The following is a 21,846-nucleotide window of genomic DNA, read 5'->3' as shown; positions in this document are numbered from 1 at the left end:
ATATTCAGGCAACTCACCAAGATAGAATTCATACTAAAAATGTAAATGGTTCGTTTAATTAGTGTTACCACACTCTGGCAGTTTGGCTTATATTTTATAGTCACATTATTCTTATTAGCTTGTTCTGTATTAACATGGTCGTATACTGCACTGATTAATAATTAAGAGTAGAAATAATATAATTGGAATTGATTGGCTGCAAACGACCAATAGCAACCAGTGCCTGATATACCATAGCTACTACTTCAGCACGAGTAGCAACCTTATTTGGTTGTAATAATTTTGGGTTAGGAAAACTGACGGCTATCTTCTTTACTGTGGCTGCAGCAACCGCTGCCTGGGCATATTTGGGAATTTTACTATAGTCGGTGTAGCAAAACATAACATCTGGATGGGCTATTGGTAATAATAATCCATCTGCTAAAGAGACAAGAACCTGTAAGCGTTGCAAAGGAGCATGAGGACGGAAAATACAATGGTTATACCCCTGAGGGTTAGTGCAATACGAACCACTAATAAACCCCCCTTGAACAGCCATTTGGATAGCACTGTAAGCCCAAAATGGTTTAGGCACATCTGAAAAATCAACTACTTTACGCTTGGGCTTGGGATTAAATGTCACTGCAATCAAATCTGCGTATTGAGCACGATTCATGGGTTTATCTGGTTGGTATGTGCCATCAATAAAACCACGGGTGAGATTCATGCTAGTTAATCTTCTAATAAATGGTTCTGCCCAGTGCCCTGTTAAGTCGCTGAAAGAGGAGATTTCTATCTCCTCTGGTCTGACTATATAAGGGGAGGGAATTGGCTTTTCCTTCCCCTCCAATACCAGAGCCTGATAAACTAGTGCTGCTAATTCGCCTCGTTTAATATCCCTGAGCAGTTCTAATTTGGAAGTATCTGGGTAATTGGAAATTAACATTTTCTGGGTGGCAATAGCTACTGCGCTGGTGGCATAACTGGGAATTTGTGCGCGATCACTACAAGCTAGTAGAACCTTGGTATTACCACCACTAAGTTTTAAACCATTCACTATGGAAATAATAGCTTGAATTCTAGTTAGATTTTGTCTTGGTCGAAAACTTCCATCCGGGAATCCATAAAGAAAACCCATGCTTGTAGCTTGCGCGATTGCCTGGTTAGCCCAAAAATCTGGTGATATATCAGTAAAATTACTTGTAAAGTTTATTTTAGGAGGTTGGAAAATTTTTGTGATTATGGCTGCATATTGAGCACGACTCATGGGCAAGTCTGGACGGAATGTACCATCAGGAAACCCATTCACTAGACCACGACTTACTAGAGCTTCTATAAAATCTCTTGCCCAGTGTTCCCCAATATCTGAAAAGCTGGTATTAGTAATAGCTATATTTTTCTTGTTTATTGCTACTATGACTATTTCTACTAAACCCTTAATTAGAGATGGATTCAACTGATTTCCTGCTGAAAAAATTCGTCGTGTCGTAAGGTTTTGAATATCAAAATCTTGATTTTGATGAAATATATTGCTTGCCGGGTCTTGACTATTGCCTAAATCAGGAACTCCTCTGGCACTAACAAATAAACCCCCTTGAGAATTTGCTGTCATAAAATTTCGACGTAAAACTGGGCAAGAATTACCAGATACCACCATACTTATTTGGTTAGTGGATAATTTATTATCCATAATTAAAGGGGCAGCAAAACCACTTATGGCAATACCCAAGGCACTATCTTCTAATACGTTTCTCAATATTTCACCTTTGCCATGACCGGTCAATACTATTCCAGAATTGGCATTTTTGACAAACACATTATCTGTAATTAGAGGTTTTGCATGGCCACAAATAAAAATTGCTTCCCGCCCACACTCCCTTAAAGTATTATTACAAACGATAGCATTAGCCGACTCAATCCATATGGCAGAACCTTTAACACCATTATTAGTAACAGTTACCCCAATTAGTTGACCATTCTCCTGAATCAATACGGTAATACTTTGTTTACCAAATAGGGGACTCTTGTAGTTACCACTACCAGTAATGATAATATCTTTCCCTTTAGTCATCTCATGCCCAACTATTATTACATCTTGGGGTATTATCAGAGGGAATCTTTCACCACTATCGATGCTATATATTCCAGGAACAAGCTGAATTATCATAGGTGCTGCTTGTTTTGCCAAAGCTTGGGAAATAGATTTGTAGGGTTTTAAGTGTGAACCTCTGTGATTATCATCCCCTATAATTGGGTTAACGTAGATTGTAGTAACTAGGGTGGAGTTCACCATGGAGTTATGAGTGTTTGGTTCTGAATAATATTGTGAAGTTTTCCCTATTTACAAGGAATTACTACTTTAAGTACATAGTAATAATACTGTTTTAATATGGAGTTCTATATAATTCCTTGTCAGTTTGCTATTTCATACAAAGATTTAATCTAAGTCAGCATTACTAGTGGGAATTATTTCTGTGCGCACGTTTTATTCAATCAATATCATCATGTATAAAGTAGTTTTCTAGCATTAGGACTTTTGGAATAGTTTGATTTAGTATTAGTATTTAGAATGAAAATAGTAAATACAATTAGATTATGCTAGACAAGAGAATTAGATGGAAAACAGAGATAAGTTCCCATGAATAATAAGCATCCCATTATGGGATATGAGTATAATATAGCCAGACTTAAACTTTCTTATGTGACTTGTGTAGAAACTCAAAGTATCTTATCAAGTTTGTGTATATGAATTGATTCATGGTTTAGATAATTATTTTGACTTAAAAAGTTTATACTTTGGTATGTTAGTTGTTGCATTTATTATTGGTACGGGTAAATTATTCTAGCTTTAATTCCATAATACTGAGATAAGATTGATATTACATACAATTTATGATGTAGTTATCAACTAGGAAACACTAAGCAGTAAATGTGTCTAAGAAATCGAAAATATATAGTATAATTTCTCCTTATGCTATGAAGACATTTCATTTGAAGGTATTTTACGGGCATCATCTCAACCGAGAGTACTTTGTCACAGTAAAGAGTAAGGATATTAAAAGTTAAGATTTTATTGATAATTAGTTTTTACTCTCAGTGGTATCTCATCCAAGAAGATAGTTTTATACAATTAAAAAAGCAGATGCAGATATTAGGGTTTCATAAGATAACATATCTGTGTACAGGATCACAAACATATAGTAATTAGTCAATATATACTCCGAATAAATAAATTTTATAATGTTAAAAAAAGAACTAAGACTTATATGAAAATTAGCCTCAATAAGCATTTTAGATTTTATTTGTTGACTTGTTTTTTAGCCTAGCATACACTAATTTCTTATTTCTGAGTGATTATTCTCGCTTATTAAAGCTAGTATATTACGGGAAATTCAGGTCTTTATATATTTGAAAAAATAGATTTAAACAGTTAAGAGTCTTGATTATATTTTCTTTAATGTACTAATATGATCAAAACCTCAAGTGAGCTAAAGACCATTATGTTTTCTATCTCCTAGCACAAAACTGTATGTTTATTAAACTAATAAATAGCTATATTAGGTATGCATACTTGGTTCCTAAAATACCTAAATTATATGAACTAATATTCTCCAATCTAATAATTGGTAATGTATCAACTGTTTCATCTTTAAAGTAATCATCCATAAATTCCCAACTTCCCCTTAATTCAGGTAACAGCAATTATCTAACCCATGATATTCTTATGTTGCTATTTTTTATATTGTCAGTTAAGAGTTATCTTGATTTGATTATTGCTAAATCAGGTATATGGTTAATAGAAATAATAACAATTTCATATACATGTGACTGGCTACTCAAAACCCTAATGTCCAATATTGTAGCTTTCATATTTTTTGTATGGAAAACAAACTTACGGCTTTCAGGAATTTGATTTTGACATGTCCATAGTTACTAGTGATAATAACGATATGGTTAGTTATTAGGGATTTCTAAATATGGATGATAAGTCCTAATATAACTACTCCTCTGCCTTCATTATTGGCAATGGTTAACTACCTTGTTACGCTTGTTATCACCCTGTCTAGTTTTTGTAGGGCTATGGTTACTTCTTCTTCTGTGATAATCAAAGGTGGTAAAAAACGTACCACCTTTGGCCCTGCTGTAACTAATAATAAACCCTCATCCATAGCTGCCATGACAATATTCTCAGCAGATAAAGATACCTTTGAGCATAATTCCATACCAACAATTAAACCCCAACCCCTCACCTCAGTTATATATTGGGGGTATTTAGCTGCAATACTCTGCAAACCTGTTTTTAACTGCACCCCTCTTTCCACTACATTTTCCAAAATATTTTCTCGTTCTAGTGTTTGACAAACACTTAAAGCAACACCACAAACGAAAGGATTACCACCAAAGGTACTAGCATGTTCTCCTGGTTCGAATACATCACAGAACTTTTTCGATATTAATGCCCCGATAGGAATACCACCACCCAGTCCTTTAGCACTGGTAAATATATCTGGCTCCACACCAAGGTTTTCGTAACCCCATAGTTTGCCAGTACGTCCCATTCCTGCTTGCACTTCATCAAAAATCAACAGAATCCCCGTTGTGTCACAAATACGCCGTAGTTTCTGGAAATAAGTGATACTCCCGGGATGTATTCCACCTTCTCCTTGTAAGGGTTCTAAGAGAATAGCAACAACGCGACAATCATCTTTATCTAATTCACTTATTGCTGCTTCTATTGCCCCAATATTATTATATGGAACATAGTGGAAACCTGGAACTAAGGGGTTAAAATTCTTGTGATATTTTGGTTGCCCAGTAGCCGTTATAGTCGCTATGGTCCTACCATGAAAGCTCGCATTAGCAGTGATAATAATTGGGTTGTTAACTTTTAAAACTGTATGAGAATATTTTCGGACTAGTTTAATTGCACTTTCGTTAGCTTCTGCACCAGAGTTACAGAAAAAAACTCGATCACCACAGGAATGCTCTACTAACCACTGAGCTAATTCTCCCTGTTCTCGTATGTAGTAGAGATTAGAAACATGGTGTAGTTTTTGAATTTGTTTGGTTACTGCCTCAATCATTACTGGGTGGGCATGTCCTAAAGTGCAAGTAGCAATTCCTGCAACAAAGTCCAGGTATTCTTTTCCAGTGCTGTCCCAGACTCTGCAACCTAAACTTTTTTCTAAAGCCAAGGGAAAGCGACTATAGGTAGACATTACAGTTTTATCAAAATCATCCATCCCAAAAGGGGTTGGAGTCACATCAACTGATTCAGAAGAATTGATAGTTTTTGGTATAAAAATTTCTCTGTTCACAATTTGACACCTAAAATTTCTTGTTTTAGGACTGTTTAACAGTCTGACATAAATTACTTACAAGCCCCCACTCCCCAGGTTAGATCATCTTGGTCACAATCGTAAATAAAGGAACTGAACATAAGAATAATTCTAAAGAATATGCCAAAATAACGAAACAACAGAGATTTTATGTTTAAGTTTAGGAGTTCTCCACAGTGGATTCCAGATATAATCCAGCAGAAATTGAGAAAAAATGGCAAAAAATATGGGCTGAGAATGGCTTTGATAGGACTTCTATGGATCATCAAAAGCCCAAATTTTATGCCCTTTCCATGTTCCCTTACCCATCAGGTAGCTTGCACATGGGTCATGTCCGCAATTATACGATTACCGATGTAATTGCCCGCCTCAAACGCATGCAAGGTTATCGTGTATTACATCCCATGGGATGGGATGCATTTGGCTTACCTGCAGAAAATGCTGCTATTGATCGTGGAGTACATCCAGCTAAGTGGACTTACCAAAATATTGATCAAATGCGCTCCCAATTAAAGTGTCTAGGTTTATCTATAGACTGGGATATAGAATTAGCTACTTGTTCTGATGATTATTATAAGTGGACACAGTGGATATTCTTGCAGTTTTTTGATGCGGGTTTAGCTTACCAGAAAGAAGCTACTGTAAACTGGGATCCCGTGGATCAAACAGTGCTGGCAAATGAGCAAGTTGATAGTGAGGGACGAGGTTTTCGCTCTGGTGTAAAGGTAGAACGGAAATTGTTAAAACAATGGTTTCTGCAAATTACCCACTATGCAGAGGAATTATTAAATGACCTTGGACAATTGCCGCAATGGCCAGAAAGGGTGAAATTAATGCAAGCTAACTGGATTGGTAAATCTACAGGAGCTTATTTAGAATTTCCTATTATTGGGACGTATCAGAAAATTGGTGTCTACACTACCCGTCCTGATACAGTTTACGGAGTAAGTTATTTGGTACTGGCACCAGAACATCCCTTAATCAAACAAGTAACCACAGAAGAGAGAAAAAGTGTTGTAGAAATTTTTATCCAAGAAGTTATTAATGAAAGTGAACTAGAACGCACCAAAGATGATAAACCTAAGCGAGGTATTCCTACTGGTGGCAAGGCCATTAACCCATTCACAGGTGAAGAAATTCCTATATGGATTGCTGACTATGTAATATATGAGCATGTTACGGGTGCAGTCATGGGTGTACCAGCACATGACACCAGAGATTTTAAGTTTGCCAAAGAACAGAACTTACCAATCAAGGTGGTGATTATCCCTGAAACTGGAGATTTATCAGTAGAGTTGACAGCTGCTTACACCGAACCGGGAATAATAACAAATTCTGATCAATTTGATGGAATGGATTCTGTTCATGGAAAACAGGCAATTATTGAATTTGCTGAAACACAAGGAATTGGAAAGGCAATGGTGCAATATCGTTTGCGTGATTGGCTGATTTCCAGACAAAGGTACTGGGGAACACCTATTCCTATTATTCACTGCCCCAATTGTGGTGCAGTTCCCGTTCCTGATGCTGATTTGCCCGTAAAATTACCAGAGAATGTGGAATTTTCTGGACGCGGTGCTTCACCCCTAGCAAAGTTAGAAAGTTGGGTAAATGTCCCTTGTCCTAGATGTGGCACTCCAGCTAAGCGAGAAAGTGATACTATGGATACTTTTCTTGATTCCTTCTGGTATTTCTTGCGTTATCCTGATGCTCATAATAAACAACAGATATTTGATTCTGGGAAGATAAATGATTGGTTACCAGTGGACCAATATGTAGGAGGAATTGAACACGCAATTTTGCATTTGTTGTATTCTCGCTTTCTTACTAAATTCTTACGAGATAGAGGTCTATTTAGCTTTAATGAACCTTTTAAGTGCCTATTAACCCAAGGAATGGTAAAGGGTTTAACCTATGTGAACCCTAATAAGTCTGGTAAAGATAAGTGGGTCTCTTCTTCAGAAGTTAATCCAGAATATCCTTGTGATCCTGAAACGGGAGAAGAATTAATAGAACTTTATACTACTATGTCCAAATCTAAAGGTAATGGTGTTGCACCGGAAGATGTTATTGCCAAATATGGTGCAGATACAACACGAATGTTTGTTCTGTTTAAAGCACCACCAGAAAAGGACCTTGAATGGAGTGAAGCAGACGTAGAAGGGCAATTCCGATTTTTAAACCGTTTATGGCGATTGGTCACAGATTTCATCTGTACACAAAACGGTATAAATACTGTGACGACAAAAGAAATTAGTCAAATGGAAAAAGAATTGCATCGGACAATTCATACTTCTATAAAAGAGATTAGTAAGGATCTGGAGGGTAGTTATCAATTCAATACTGCTATTTCCGAACTGATGAAGTTAAGTAATGCTATCACTGATGCCAAGTGTAAAGATTCAGCTGTTTATGCAGAAGGAATTCGCAGTTTGGTATTATTATCAGCACCCTTTGCACCCCATATAACTGAAGAGTTGTGGCACTTGCTGGGTAACAGCGACTCTGTCCATTCTTCTACTTGGGCCAAATACAAAGCAGAGGCTTTAGTTGCTGATCAAATACCCCTGGTAATTCAAATTATGGGTAAAACTCGTGGTGTAATCAAAGTACCAGCAGATTTGGATAAAATAGCCTTAGAGAAATATGCCCGAGAGTCAGAACTTGCCCAACGTTATATCAAAGACAGGGAAATCAAGAAGGTGGTTGTTGTTCCTGGTAAGTTAGTCAACTTCGTTGTTGGATAAAATGTTAGTACTATCTCAATATGATTTACAACTATATCTATCAACGCTATTTATTCATTAGTAAGTTTCAGTGTGAAACTAACTATTTTCTATTCATCAATTTACAAACAACACAAAAAAGCACTTGAGGCATTTCTAGCTCCAAGCACTTCCCAGTAAAAAATAATACCAATCACTCGTTTGGTGCAACATTAGAAATCCGCAATACTTAAGGGTTTTGGGGTACTACGAAAATAATTCGTGACAAACAGATTATGAAATGGTATCACTCCTTGCACAAAGTAAGAATATCGTTTTTGTAATAATTAGGGGAATCTTATGAGTGACAGTTTATCAACTGACCCTTGTGTAACCTAGTAGATCAGGATTTGTGAACTAGGTTAAAAACCCTACAAGCATTGCTTTTAGTTACTGTTTTAGTCTAAAAAAAATATAAGTGGTGTTGTGTTAGGGGATAATGGAGTAATTTTGATGAGGGGAAGAAAAAAATTAAAACAAGAACGAAAAAATAAATATATTTAAAATAAATATTAATATACTTATTATTAACCAGTATTACATAATCCAACTGTAGAATTTGAAATTATTCAAACGTGAATATGACAATTTTTTTCTATCTTAATTAGTATCTATATTCTAAAATATATATCTATTAGTATATTAAATTGGCAAATGTCGCTTACTCCAAAAATAACATAAGGCAAGGGTTTCCTGATTTTTTGTTTTTAACTCTGATAATTTTTATTGGGCTTAATAAAAAAATAAGATATTATTTCAATAATCTATAATACCCTATATTGATAATTTTATATTCCTTAAATTAATTGGTAAAGCTAAAATATAAGGTATAAAATGTTGGTGAGTAAAATTTTGAATTTATTTTGAAATATATTGAATATTAAGTTGATGTTATTTAATAGTTATATAATATTCATATATAATAGTTGTAGAAAATCAAATGGTAGATAAAAATTTGAAGTATATAATATCAAAGAATCATTGTTAAAATATTTGCATAGGCTTTTTCCATAATCAATATTTGTATTGAATACAAATTTCTGATTATCTGTGAAAAGTGATGAATGTTATCAACAATGGCTCGAAGGTTTATTAATATAAGTATAACTTTTGTTTTATTTGATATTAGTTTGGTATTAAAATACCATCGTGTGGTCATTCTCATATGAGTTAATAGTTCTATATTCTTCTAATTTGCTAACAGATATGTTAACCAGAAAATAAATTACATAGTCACTCATAAGCATATTAATGAAAATACTAACACAGATAGTATTGAGTCAAGTGAGCTTAGAACTTATACAGTAAAGTATCATTAAATTGAAAATTATAATAATAAGTTAAATAGTTGAGGAAAACCAAAACTAAGATTGGTGAAGTGGATATATTTAAGATATATTTGAGGTATATGAATGATTATAGAAATTAATATTATTAAAGGATAATAGTAACTATTGTAAATGTTAGGTTAAATTTAACTCAATAATAGTGGTATTTTAATAAGTCTAGAGTAGAGATAAAATTTGATAATAATTTAGCTATAAAAGTTTTATTTAAGTTTAGGAGTAACTTAAATAAAAACAAGTAAACCTTATATTAAGTTAGAAGTATTTTTAATGAATTTTCAATTTCTTCTTATCAATCGGGATTTATAAAATTTAGGGTATATAATTAACTTTTTGCTTAAGTCATCAAGATAAGTTTTACTGTTTTATATTTATCTATTTTTAATAAATTAATACAAAAAATGCATTTTTTAACCTTTCCTCTGAAAAAGAGAAATTAAAGCTGCACCAAAAATTAATCCTGCTCCATCCATCCAGTAAGAAGGACTATAAGGATTAACACCACCAGCAATATCTAAACTACCAACACTATAAAATATTTGTTGAATAAACCACCAAAACATATAGATAAATGCTGGAATTTCTACGGGAATAAAAATAATTACTAGAGGTAAAACAGAATATATTTTTACATTGGGAAACTTGAATATATATGCTCCTAAAATTGCTGCAACTGGGCCATTACTACCAACTAAAGGTATTGTTAAACTTGGCTCAGCAACAACTTGTATGATTCCTGTAATCAAGCAGGCACTAAAGTAAAGTAAAATAAAGTGACTACAGCCAATAATTTTTTCTATAGTACGACCAAAAACCCACAAAAAAATCAAGTTACCAAGAATTTGACTAAAGCTACTATGTAAAAATACAGCAGTTAATAATGATAAAAAGCTGGTAAAAATTATTATCATTGCTGCTAAGTTCCCTTCCATAAGTTCCAAGAAACTTGTACTAATTTTTGCTGGTAATAATCCAAAATTATAAACGAAAGCAGTTAAGTTATTTCCTGGTTCTAATGTTATTTCCAACATAAATATAGCTAAATTTAATATAATTAATCCGTAGACAACTATTGGCTTTCTACTACCGAAAAAGAAAACATTATCACTAATAGGAATCATAAATTTATTTGGAGATGCTTTACCCTGGTCTTATATAAATTAATAAAACTTATAAAACTATTGATTTAATATAACTATATTCATTTCACTACATATTTAATGATATCGACTATTCTTTCAGGTATAAGTTAGAGAAAACAACCTCCTCACGAACAAATTAGGGTGCTATTAAGAATAAAATGGTATTGATTGTAACCTACTCAGATAATCAAAATATTGCTTACATTTAAACCCCAGCGAAATTGCTCTGAGTAAAAAAATGCTAATTATCTTTACATGAGAAACCCTGCTCACAAACAATGGAGTAATATAATTATTTCTAATAAGGTAAGGATTAAGTTAGTATACTCTTGATAAGAGTAGTAACTAATAGGTTATCATAGGTCTAGAAAAAGACCTACTTCTGTAACTCAATAGTAGAATATTAATATATTCAATAATATAGCAATTGGTAAATGCAGTTATTGAGTATAGAAAAGCTGTCAACTAATTAATAATCAAGTTAATATAACTAAAAAAATGATAAACTCTATTTAGAACAAGACCTATACGGTAAAAAATTTTCAAGAATACTATTGTTAGATATACAAAAAAATAGAGGATAAATTACAAAAATTAATAGAGCAGAGTGATATATGAGAACTATAGCTAAAATGGCCAGATATATGGGATAATCCAGAATGAGAGTTAGACAATTAGTTCAACTCAATAGAGTGAAATCAAACTAGATAAAATTCAATTTTATTCAAAAGATCGATGTAACTATTAGAATATAAAAGTAATAATTGTTGTATTTACATTTCCTATAGTACACTGCAAATAATAAGATAATAAGTAAATACAATAGATATAAATAGTTACTTTCATGTTTGTTATGATACAGGGAGTAGAATTTTATTTCTAAGTATTTAGAATTTTTCTGGACAAGCTATTTAATGAAATTTCTTCAAAGCTTTAAAATTTATTAGATCATAAGTTTTAAAGCTTTTTATCACTGCGATCCATCTTATGATTTAGACTAGTTTCTAGCACCGCAATTATATTCAGATGAACTTATTCTGATGAGAAATTCTATTGCTGCCATAATTTTGGTAACAAATTAAAATATTACAGGGATTATAAGGTGGGACTTATGACTTCCGTAAATATTTTCTCAGCTTGAGTAAAATTGGATTTTTTTAGTTTATATTCAAGAAATTGATTGAGCGTAATCAATTTAATTTAAATAGTTTCATAATTATATCAACATATATATAATGTTATATATGCAAGTAATTATCCATATATAACATTATATATATGTTGATATAACCACAATGCTATATATTTCATTTACATTATTGTTGACAATAACTATATCAGGTAACAATGGGTTTCCAAATTGGGTTCTAATTTTTGTTTAAAGAAGTTTTAACTTGCTCTCCATGATATGTAAAACCTGCTGGTTTCAGTTCACCTTCTTTAATTGTCCAACATTGATCTGTAATCGCTAATATATCTTCAGGATTGTGAGTTACAACTAGCAAAGTCCAATCTTTTTTTAGCCTTGCTAATAAACTTACCAATTGCTTACGAATTGACCAATCCAAACCTGCTGTTGGCTCATCTAAAAGCAATAAATAGGGTTGGCGAATCAATTGTACTGCTAAAGCCAAACATCTTTGCTGACCTCCACTCAAATGATGGGGGGGTGTACTTAGGGGCAAATGATCTAGTCTCACTTCACTCAAGACTTTATTTACTCTTTCTATATCTAATTCTGGATGTCCTAAACGCAATTCTTCTAGGATTGAAGCACCACAAAAATGCCGTTCCGGAAACTGAAATACTAACCCTGCTAACTGATTGAGTTGTCCTGATACTAGTTTTTGTTCTCGCCAAAAAATTTCCCCTGATACTGGTTGTATTAATCCAGACAAAATTTCCAGTAATGTACTTTTACCAGACCCACTTGGCCCAATAATTAAACCTAATTTTTGGGGTGGTAATTCTAAATTAATAGATTTGAGAATTGGTGTAGGGCAAGCTGTAGGGTGGTATATTAAGTCTCTAAGATAAAGCATTTTTTTAAGATTGAAGTGCAAATTCAGTAACTTACTACTAGTAAAGCAAAAAGGAAGGAATTAAATAAATTAGAAAACACTTTATATTTTTTTGTCCGGGTTAATATTCGCTTACATTAACAATTAGACCCTGAATTATTGAAGTGGAAATTATCATAATTTTTTCTATTAATTTTTTATAGTAATGTACCAAACAAAATAATATTTACCTGGAGAAAAATATTATTTAAACATGCATTTATCATATCTTAGAATAATAGTAATATACTACTTCAATCTTACTTATACTCGGTTAAGATTTGATAAGATATACTTGTCTTAAGACGTTTGGATATAATGAGTTTACATATCTAAGACTTATGGCTTTTATATTTTTTTTCTCCGATTACTTACTTAATTTGCAATTTTATTCAACTTTAGTTTTTTATATCTAGCTATATACTCATTTCTTACACTATTACTCTAACTGAAAAGTAATAATACACAAATTTTTAAAGCCCTTAATATAGACGTAAAATTTATTTCCAGATTTCCCTTATATAATGAGCTACGTATAGTAGCTTTTGCTCATTTTCTATAAAGATAATTAATACTACTTGTGCAGGATAAGAGACTTAAGATAACTCCTAGAACTTTGAACATGTGCACTAATTAATATTATGATCTATAGGGAAAGCTGAAGGAATAATTAGTAAGGAGACTAAGGTAAATTTGGTTCAGAAATTATATAAAAGTAATTTTTACATTGGAATCTAACATTTGCATGTGTAGAACAGGGTATTCAGTAATTTGGGGAAGAACTTTAATATTCCGAACACAGGTAAGGTGTAAAACATTAATTCTTTTAGTTAATTAATTACCCACTTTGCTTTGGCTTCGCTTAAAGAATGCCAAGTATTAATTGGTATGGTTGAGTTAAGCTAGCATTTTAAAAATGACCAAGAGATTCTGTAATAAAAGGAACAAAATTTTGATGTTTTTTATTTCTCTATCATGTCTTCTCTTTTACATTCTTCAAAACACTGGGGATTGTATCAACTATACGTGAAACAATTATTTCTGGGGTTTCTTCTTGGTGCAGTTTGATTCGTAAATCAGCACGATTGTAGAGACTTTCTCGTTGTTTTAGAAGGGATTGTAATTTTTCTTGGTAATCTGGACCCTGTAATAATGGTCTACTATTATCATTTAATAGTCTTTTATACAGTAATTCTAGTGGCATATCTAACCAGATAATCAAACCATGGTGGAGATAACTCCAATTTATAGATTTCATAACGACCCCCCCACCAGTGGCAATAGTTAACTTAGTATAAGCACATACTTCCGAGAGAGTTTTGCTTTCTAGTTGGCGAAAAGTACTCTCACCTTCTTCCATAAAGATTTTTTTAATGGACTTGCCAGCGATCTTAATAATAACTTCATCTATATCCAAGAAGCTATAACCCAGATATTGAGCCAACAATTTTCCTACTGTTGTTTTTCCTGTACCCATCATACCAATAAGGTAAATGTTAATACCTTGTAAACTATTAATCACCAATCGTCCTACCCCAGGTAAATTTATATTCTAATTAACTCACTTCTAAATCTACCATTCAGAGTTCTCATTCAGTAAATAGTCTTGTAATTGCCTGTAAAACACTCTAATTTAATTATTCTGAACTGTTTACGAATATTCTTTCATTTGAGCTTCTCCTTATGTATTCCTATTAGGATTATAGGGCAATGTGGAAATGTTGCAATATATAGTCAAGACTTATATTTGAATGGTAAAAAAAATGAAAATGTAAATAGTTTGTTACTGGTTACATTGTAGAATATTTCCTATAAAGGACGATACTATCAGATAATATAGGGTAATATTCTGAAGTTTCATTCTTATAAGTAGAGTTATATAATACCCCATAGAATTAACTCTATAATTGTAGTTAAAAATTTTATTATGAAAGTAATAGGAGATAAAAATTTTGTTACTAAATAGAAAGAAATAATACTAAAAATCGCTAACTAGTAAGCAAACATTAAATCAATAACAACTAATACAAACAATAAGTTGTCTTATTCAATAAGACAACTTATAATACACTATTATGAATTTATATCTTTTTTGTAGATAATAAATAGGTTTCAGATTGATATGATGATCCTGTTTGCGCCATCCTATCGCAATATTTTTATTGATTGGGCAATTAATTTGTACATGAGAATATTTACAGCACTAAATTGATTTTAAATTAACTTTTATAATTAGTGATACTTGACAAGCTCCTATATTTCTTATCTCTAATAATATTATTTTTTCTATATGCCTGAATTACGTTCAATCAAAATGAAAAAGAAATAACAATTAATTCTCATATTTTTTTATACAATATGGTGGTGATGATTGGTTTTGGTTTTGCAGTAACTCATATTCATTTCAGAGTATATTTATTTTGCATAAAGGTAATATTAGTCTTTCTGTATGTTGTGTATTACTTAAAGTGAGTAATAAAAATTAATTCAAAGTTGTGTGCAGAATTTCTTGGTGTATGAGGGCCCTCTTAGCTAAGGAGGAAACTTCTTTTGAAGATAAAGACTTGCCTTCGGTCAAGTATCTTACCCAAGTTTGACAAATAAATTTGGGATCACTTGGTAAAGCAGCTAAATCCCAACCTGGGATTCCTAACTCTTCAATTAACATATTTATTTTGAGATCGTAACTGAGAGCAAAACATCGACATCCTTCACTTATTCCCATAATTAGACTGTGTAAGCGCATTCCAATTACCATATCCACATAACGGAATACACCCTTAAGTAATTGAGGATCTTCCATTGAAATAATCTGGCTGTTATTCTGAAGTGCTGAGTCTAAAACTTGAGCAACCATTAGATCGTAAGATGGTTGAAACGGTAGTACAATAATAAAACTCCCTGTTACCTGTTGAAATTCTACCAGGGCTTGAATTAGCTTGTCTAGGCGAGCTTTTGTAAGAAGGGAGTGACTACGTAAAGCTATTGCTATTCTTGGGGTGTGTAATTTTTCTAATTCTGGGATAGGCTTACTAGCCAATGCCCAAACAGGGTCTGGGGCAAGAGTATAGGGAATCCGCCATTCTGATAGCAGAGCTGCAGAATTGTGATCACGAACACTAACTTGACTGCAACCAGCAAAGCATCGCTTTGCTAACCAATAAGTCGAACGATGCTTAATAGGGCCAATTCCTTGCCCCCAGGCAATTGTTATCAACCCCATTTTCTGAGCTGTCATCATTATCATCCCATAATAAAATGGGTTTAAATAACCAGTTGTATCTTGAATTAGACTTCCCCCTCCCCAGATTAAAGCATCAGAGGAAGTCAATGCCTTACCTATAGAGGTAAGCTGCATTCGCTCTACTGAAGACACACCATAAAGTTCTTGAGTGATTTGGCAGTTCCCGGAAAGTATAATGGGTTTTACAGATGATGGTAGCATTTGCAGAAGGGTTGCTAATAAAGCCTCATCACCACCATTTCCTTTGCCATAATATCCAGACAATAACACCTGCATAGCCGCCATTTGAAGTATTCCAATTATTTACTAATCTTAATTCAGTAATAATATCTGCTATTTCCATTATTTGTAATGATATGGGGCAGCAATACTGAAACTATTTAGACGTTAGAAAAAATACCAGGTCAAGTTAGTAAGCAAACAGTAGTAAGTATAGGCTTTGAGTAGAAATTTAGCCAAAAATACCTACTATTAAGCGATGCTATAATTAAGCAGGATATTCCTTAAAAATAATCTTGTGTCAGGGATAATACAAGGGCCATTTATACAACCCTCATATTAGATTTTTTGGTATTTATTGGTATTCAGTCGTACTTCAAACATTACTTGAAATATAATTTGTCAGTAATTTATTTAATATTGACTGTGGTCAAGTACATTAGGACATTTTCAGAATATAAGGTATTTTAGAATGTCCTTTGTATAAAGTTATGGTATTACTAAAATAAGAATTTAATCCTAATAGAAACCCTAGTATAAAACTTGTTGGGGTTTTTATAGGTTTGAGTTCTTCATGATTCATGTAGTTTAACTTCCAATTTCTAAACTAGTAAAATCCAGGACAATGTATGGTTAGATTTTCCTCAGAAAAGATTAAAATATACTTACTTACAGTCATTTGATGGCACCATATAAAATGTTTGGTTAAGACAAATTCAGTAAAGGCTTATGATTAAGAAGCACAATAATTCTTAAGACTTAGTAATGGGTGCCCATGATCATATTCTAAATTCTGTTGAGTCAGTACATACAGTACGAATAAATGTCTGTACATGGGTAAAACATTATCATGATCGAATTAGGAAAGTTTGTCATAATTAAATCAGAGGATTTATGAATTATTTAATGAATATAGCTAATAAGTAAAGGGATTTTCATGTAGATTTTCATGCAATAGAATTATACAATAAACTCCATAAATAAATAGTAACAGCAAATCTCAACTATAACTCTGAAATATTCCTCAGCAGTTTTATTGTACTGATCGAGAAGCACATCGCACTTAAAAAAAATCAAAAAGTAATAACTAAAAATTATGCATGCTCTTTCAATTTTTACCTGGATTATTCATATCTCGAGTGTTATTGAGTGGATTATCGCCATTTGGTTAATTTGGGAATATGGTAAAGGGATAAACAACAATAACTGGTGGATATTATCTTTTGCAATGTTACCAGCATTAATTAGTGCTATGTGTGCTTGTACTTGGCACTATTTTGATAATTCCCCATCCTTGGAGTGGCTAGTTACTCTCCAAGCTACCACCACATTACTTGGTAATTGCACATTGTGGGGAGCAGCTTTTCGGATTTGGTATTCTAGCCGGACAGAAACTACAGAGTAAGAAGCATCCCAAAATATTAATTAAATCAGGGACTCTTTGTAAAGCAACAGCTAAAATATATAAAAATTAGGTATTGCTTTTGCCCCTAGCTTCTAATTCTTTTACTACTTAATTAAAGTATAATAATGATATCTAAAGATAACCTATTTGCCATTTCTTTATTCCCCTACCTAGGTTTTTTATGGTTTATTAGTAGAGTTCCCCAAATGCCGCGTTTAGCTCTTTATGGGTTTTACGGCACTCTTTTGTTTGTAGGTATTACCATTCCTGCAGGAATTTATGCCAAAATAACTTATGGTAAGTCCCTAGCAAATCTGGATTGGCTACATGGAGGGGCAGAAGTTTTTCTAACACTTGCTAATATCCTGATTGTTTTAGGTTTCCATCAAGCAGTAAAACAATTAAGGGAAAAAGATTAAGGGATAAAGGATCGTAGAATTTTCCTCATTTCTTTTTCCTTCTTCAGAAAAAATTAAGGATTATTTAAATGGAAGTCATTCCAGCTATTGATTTACTTGAGGGGCGTTGTGTAAGACTTTACCAGGGCAATTATGAGCAATCACAGATTTTTAGTGAAAATCCCGTAGAATTTGCTCAAAAATGGGAAGCTCAAGGTGTTACAAGGCTACATATAGTCGATTTAGACGGGGCCAAGGCTGGCAGGGTTGTCAACTTAGAAGCAATCACTGCTATTATTGAAGCTATATCTATACCTGTAGAGGTGGGTGGTGGATTAAGATCACGAAATAGCGTGAAACAATTATTAAATTTAGGAGTGCAATGGGTCATACTAGGAACTATTGCTGTTGAGCAGCCACAACTAGTAGAGGAACTCTGTCAGCAATTCCCTGGACAAATTATTACTGGTATTGATGCTCGGGATGGGAAAGTGGCTACCCATGGTTGGTTGGAAACATCAGAATTACTAGCTACCCAACTGGCAGTCAAAATGCAGGGATATGGAGCTGCAGGAGTTATTTACACTGATATTTATCGTGATGGGACTCTTTCTGGTCCAAATTTGGATGCTTTGCGAGAAATATCTGAAGTAATTGATATCCCAGTTATTGCTTCTGGTGGTATCAGCTCTATCACAGATTTACTCAGCTTACTAGCCTTAGAACACCAGGGAGTAATAGGAGCAATCATCGGTCGTGCTTTATATAATGGTAATATTTGCCTTGCAAAAGCCTTAAGAGCAGTTGGCCCAGGACGCATACAAGATATTCCACTAGACTTGGGTTCTTCTTATTTTGCCTGATACAGAAAGTTTGGATTAAGCAATCAATCAGAACACATTCTAATTCCATCACATTTTTCGGATACTATTACTTCACCTTAGGAGAAAATATTTTATATGCACACGTAGAAAGTAACGCAGAAATGACAGTATTCAAATTAAATCTACTGTATATTGAATATGTTTTGTTTTAATAGTTCAATTATTGCGGTAAACCTGTAAATTTTCTCACTGTGCTTTGTCTAAAAAGTGAGGAGTATAGGAAAAATACTAAAATAAGTATTAACTATCACTTGATTATACTACTAGTCTTCTAGTTGCTACAAGCAGAATCATTTATATAAGCTCTACCCCTTAACAAGTTTCTATAAGCAAAGCTATTATGCACTGGTTGAAACCCCTAGCTGGAAAGCATGTAGAGTAAGTCCTTATATATGAGGTTAGTTTTATTTAAGTGAGGGGTAAATGCAAACATTCCCTAATTGGTCTTTTCTATACTCCGGAACCCACACAAAAATTGCTTAAATTTATTGTTTATACTTAATAATGGACACCACTGAATTTGAGGGTCGTACTGAATTAACTTCAATTACTAGATTTTAACCCGAATTATAGTGGGTCCTCTTATTACCTTATTATTTCATTATCCTGGTCTGCTAACATCATGGAATGCCCTAATGTGTAATCTTATTAGGGCATTCCATAATAATTTTTTATGTATATATCGGTTTATTTTTTCAATCAATATTATTAAAGGTCACTAATTCTAAACTAAAGAACTTTACCGTCTAATAATTCTATTATTCATATTAGCTACCTTTGATTGAATTACCCATGCTATATTTCGTATGATCTTTACCAAAATTACTATACCCTAATATTTTCTCGTCCTTGCCAATAATTTCATTATGATTCTACTCATAATTGCTCAATTTATGATTTTTCAATTGTTTAAATTATAATCTGGTGGTTACTGAATTAAAAACGGATATCATTACCTTTACAGTAAAAGTTTGCCATAAATATTGCCCAATAATTATTCCTCACTTATTTCCTAGATCAATTTTTATAAAAACAAGCTGAATTTTTAAGCAATTTTCTCTAGGGAGTTTATATCTACCAAATAGTCTAGGTCAACAAAAATTCCCAGTATTTTTCCCATTCGCATTTACATCATTACAGGTTTTATCATTGCCATATTACCTGATAGATTTAGAAATTAATAAGCATAAACATTAAGAGTAGTTTTCTGATCAACTTATACCGCATGTACAGAAACTACTAATCTAAGAATTTTTTATAAAAAATATTTAGTGAACTTGATAATTCATTGCCTTGTATTTCTACTAAGCGAATCATAGTTATTAAAATTACTAATGCCTATTTATATGCTATAGTTAATATCTAGGAAACCCAGATATTAATATCTTAAATAGTAGTACAATTATTTAAGGAGATTTCAAGGATAATAGATATCCTATTTTAATAACTTGATAGTAGAATATTAAAGTGGTTAAGAAGCAGAATAATAGAAATATAAAAAATGTATAGAATCAAGATAATAAAATGCAACACATATATTTGCATTTGCAGATCATTTATTAAAGCATAAACATCGTAGGATTAAAAATAATGTTCAAACTATTCAAGTTAAATTTCTGTGGTTATTGATAACTTATATAAGTAATAACAGTTATCCTGTCAAGATATTCCTTCTGGGGACAAGTTCTTAAGTGAGTTGAGGAATCTCAAAAAGTACCCTGGCCTAATAACTAAAATCTGGCTTTATAAATAGTCTTCTGCACCCCAAAGAGTTTAAATAAATAATAATTCTATGTTTGATATGGAATTTTAACTATCATTTATAGAAGATCTCTATTCTAAATTAAGAGACAAATATTAAGTATTTTTAATAGGTACATTTCTATGAAAGTCATTCGTCTTAGTGCTCTCTCGGACAATTATATTTTTTTGTTGTATGCAAGAGAACAAAATATTGCTGCAGTAATTGATCCGGCCCAAGCAGAACCAGTATTGAAGCAACTTGATTGCCTATCAGCAGAACTAGTGGCAATTTTTAATACTCACCATCACTATGACCATGTAGGAGCAAATCTAAATCTAATGCAAAGAAATCCTGAGGTGAAGGTATATGGTTGCGCTGAGGATAGGGGTAGAATACCAGGACAAAATGTATTTTTACAATCAGATGATTACATAGATTTTGCAGGTAGAACAGGGAAAGTAATTTTTGTTCCCGGTCATACACATGCTCATATTGCCTACTATTTTCCCCCAGAAGGACTAGAAGGAACTGGAGAATTGTTTTGTGGAGATACCTTATTTGCAGGAGGTTGTGGACGAATTTTTGAAGGTACACCAAGGCAGATGGTAGATTCTCTAAATAAACTGGCTGCTTTACCAGATAATACGCGGGTATGGTGTGCCCATGAATACACACTAAAAAATCTTCAGTTTGCCTTGACTGTAGATCGAGATAATAGCGAATTACAAAAGCGTTATATACAAGTTCAAAATGCTTGCAAGCAGGGTAAAGGAACAATACCATCAATGCTGGGTGTGGAAAAACTTACTAACCCTTTTTTGCGCTATTCCCAACCTGCCTTACAACTAGCTACAAAAAGCCAAGATGCTGTGCAAACTTTTGCTTGTTTACGAAGGATGAGAGATCAATTCTAATCAGCCTTTTTAGAAACTATACTTTTTCATAGTTAAACTCTGATAAGAACTTAGTAGTGGAAAAAAATATCCTATCAAATTGATATCTTACTCTAAGAAGTACATGACAATTTGATGTTACTATATGCTAGTTGTATTAATAACAAGATTATAAAAATAAATTAATAAATTATTTCTCATTTATCTTAAAGTAATTTCATTTTATATCTTTGCTTTTGGTATAAAATATGATTCTTGAGTAGATTTGAGTATTTTTTTTCTTCATAATATAACCTAGATTATAAGAGTTTAAGGCCAGGTAATAAATAATTGATTACTTAATCGTAGGTATTCTTGAAGAGTATGCTTTATAATGGAGTTGTTCAAATCTAATAAAAGATAAAGTGCATTAAGAATTTCTTCAATAG

At 32.7% G+C, this 21,846-nt stretch carries 11 protein-coding genes; 5 read left to right on the top strand and 6 right to left on the bottom strand.

What is annotated here, in order from left to right:
• Nucleotides 1-154 precede the first annotated feature (154 nt).
• Complete coding sequence (locus RINTHH_RS07380) at nt 155-2,272, bottom strand: S-layer homology domain-containing protein (RefSeq protein ID WP_008234883.1); 2,118 nt, start codon at nt 2,270-2,272, stop codon at nt 155-157.
• Between the two features lie 1,741 nt (nt 2,273-4,013).
• The gene (locus RINTHH_RS07375; RefSeq protein ID WP_408005764.1) at nt 4,014-5,267 is read right to left on the bottom strand and encodes an aspartate aminotransferase family protein; all 1,254 of its coding nucleotides are present in this window, start codon (nt 5,265-5,267) and stop codon (nt 4,014-4,016) included.
• Nucleotides 5,268-5,494: 227 nt separating this feature from the next.
• Here RINTHH_RS07375 and leuS point away from each other — a divergent pair, with 227 nt between their 5' ends.
• On the top strand, nt 5,495-8,065 hold the full coding sequence (gene leuS, locus RINTHH_RS07370) for a leucine--tRNA ligase (protein ID WP_044304857.1): 2,571 nt from the start codon (nt 5,495-5,497) through the stop codon (nt 8,063-8,065).
• Nucleotides 8,066-9,839: 1,774 nt separating this feature from the next.
• Here leuS and RINTHH_RS07365 read toward each other — a convergent pair.
• From RINTHH_RS07365 to csaB, 4 genes are all read right to left on the bottom strand, one after another.
• Nucleotides 9,840-10,550 carry a rhomboid family intramembrane serine protease gene (locus tag RINTHH_RS07365; protein WP_044304856.1) on the bottom strand — a complete coding sequence of 237 codons (711 nt, stop codon included), beginning with the start codon at nt 10,548-10,550 and terminating at the stop codon, nt 9,840-9,842.
• A 1,388-nt stretch (nt 10,551-11,938) separates the two neighbouring features.
• Nucleotides 11,939-12,613 (bottom strand): ABC transporter ATP-binding protein, encoded by a 675-nt coding sequence (locus tag RINTHH_RS07360; protein ID WP_044304855.1) that lies wholly within the window; start codon nt 12,611-12,613, stop codon nt 11,939-11,941.
• Nucleotides 12,614-13,604: 991 nt separating this feature from the next.
• Nucleotides 13,605-14,153, bottom strand: coding sequence for a shikimate kinase (locus tag RINTHH_RS07355; protein WP_008234866.1), 549 nt, complete (start codon nt 14,151-14,153; stop codon nt 13,605-13,607).
• Nucleotides 14,154-15,113: 960 nt separating this feature from the next.
• Complete coding sequence (gene csaB / locus RINTHH_RS07350) at nt 15,114-16,151, bottom strand: polysaccharide pyruvyl transferase CsaB (RefSeq protein WP_044304860.1); 1,038 nt, start codon at nt 16,149-16,151, stop codon at nt 15,114-15,116.
• Nucleotides 16,152-17,190: 1,039 nt separating this feature from the next.
• On the opposite strand from csaB, the gene RINTHH_RS07345 reads away from it, so the two are divergent.
• The 4 genes from RINTHH_RS07345 (at nt 17,191) to gloB (ending at nt 21,439) form a co-directional block, all read left to right on the top strand.
• On the top strand, nt 17,191-17,499 hold the full coding sequence (locus RINTHH_RS07345; protein WP_008234855.1) for a DUF2499 domain-containing protein: 309 nt from the start codon (nt 17,191-17,193) through the stop codon (nt 17,497-17,499).
• 125 nt (nt 17,500-17,624) lie between these two features.
• The gene (locus RINTHH_RS07340; protein WP_008234853.1) at nt 17,625-17,918 is read left to right on the top strand and encodes a DUF3593 domain-containing protein; all 294 of its coding nucleotides are present in this window, start codon (nt 17,625-17,627) and stop codon (nt 17,916-17,918) included.
• Nucleotides 17,919-17,986: 68 nt separating this feature from the next.
• Nucleotides 17,987-18,760 carry a 1-(5-phosphoribosyl)-5-[(5-phosphoribosylamino)methylideneamino]imidazole-4-carboxamide isomerase gene (gene hisA, locus RINTHH_RS07335; protein WP_008234851.1) on the top strand — a complete coding sequence of 258 codons (774 nt, stop codon included), beginning with the start codon at nt 17,987-17,989 and terminating at the stop codon, nt 18,758-18,760.
• A gap of 1,905 nt (nt 18,761-20,665) precedes the next feature.
• On the top strand, nt 20,666-21,439 hold the full coding sequence (gloB, locus tag RINTHH_RS07330; RefSeq protein WP_008234848.1) for a hydroxyacylglutathione hydrolase: 774 nt from the start codon (nt 20,666-20,668) through the stop codon (nt 21,437-21,439).
• Nucleotides 21,440-21,846 lie beyond the last annotated feature (407 nt).

The sequence above is a fragment of the Richelia intracellularis HH01 genome, assembly GCF_000350105.1.
Classification (GTDB): Bacteria; Cyanobacteriota; Cyanobacteriia; order Cyanobacteriales; family Nostocaceae; genus Richelia; species Richelia intracellularis.
This window is presented reverse-complemented; position numbering and strand designations above follow the sequence as displayed.

Coding starts and splice junctions, on each gene's coding strand:
- RINTHH_RS07380 (WP_008234883.1), bottom strand. CDS start 2,272: ATGGTGAACTCCACCCTAGTTACTACAATCTACGTTAACCCAATTATA.
- RINTHH_RS07365 (WP_044304856.1), bottom strand. CDS start 10,550: ATGATTCCTATTAGTGATAATGTTTTCTTTTTCGGTAGTAGAAAGCCA.
- RINTHH_RS07360 (WP_044304855.1), bottom strand. CDS start 12,613: ATGCTTTATCTTAGAGACTTAATATACCACCCTACAGCTTGCCCTACA.
- csaB (WP_044304860.1), bottom strand. CDS start 16,151: ATGCAGGTGTTATTGTCTGGATATTATGGCAAAGGAAATGGTGGTGAT.
- RINTHH_RS07345 (WP_008234855.1), top strand. CDS start 17,191: ATGCATGCTCTTTCAATTTTTACCTGGATTATTCATATCTCGAGTGTT.
- RINTHH_RS07340 (WP_008234853.1), top strand. CDS start 17,625: ATGATATCTAAAGATAACCTATTTGCCATTTCTTTATTCCCCTACCTA.
- hisA (WP_008234851.1), top strand. CDS start 17,987: ATGGAAGTCATTCCAGCTATTGATTTACTTGAGGGGCGTTGTGTAAGA.
- gloB (WP_008234848.1), top strand. CDS start 20,666: ATGAAAGTCATTCGTCTTAGTGCTCTCTCGGACAATTATATTTTTTTG.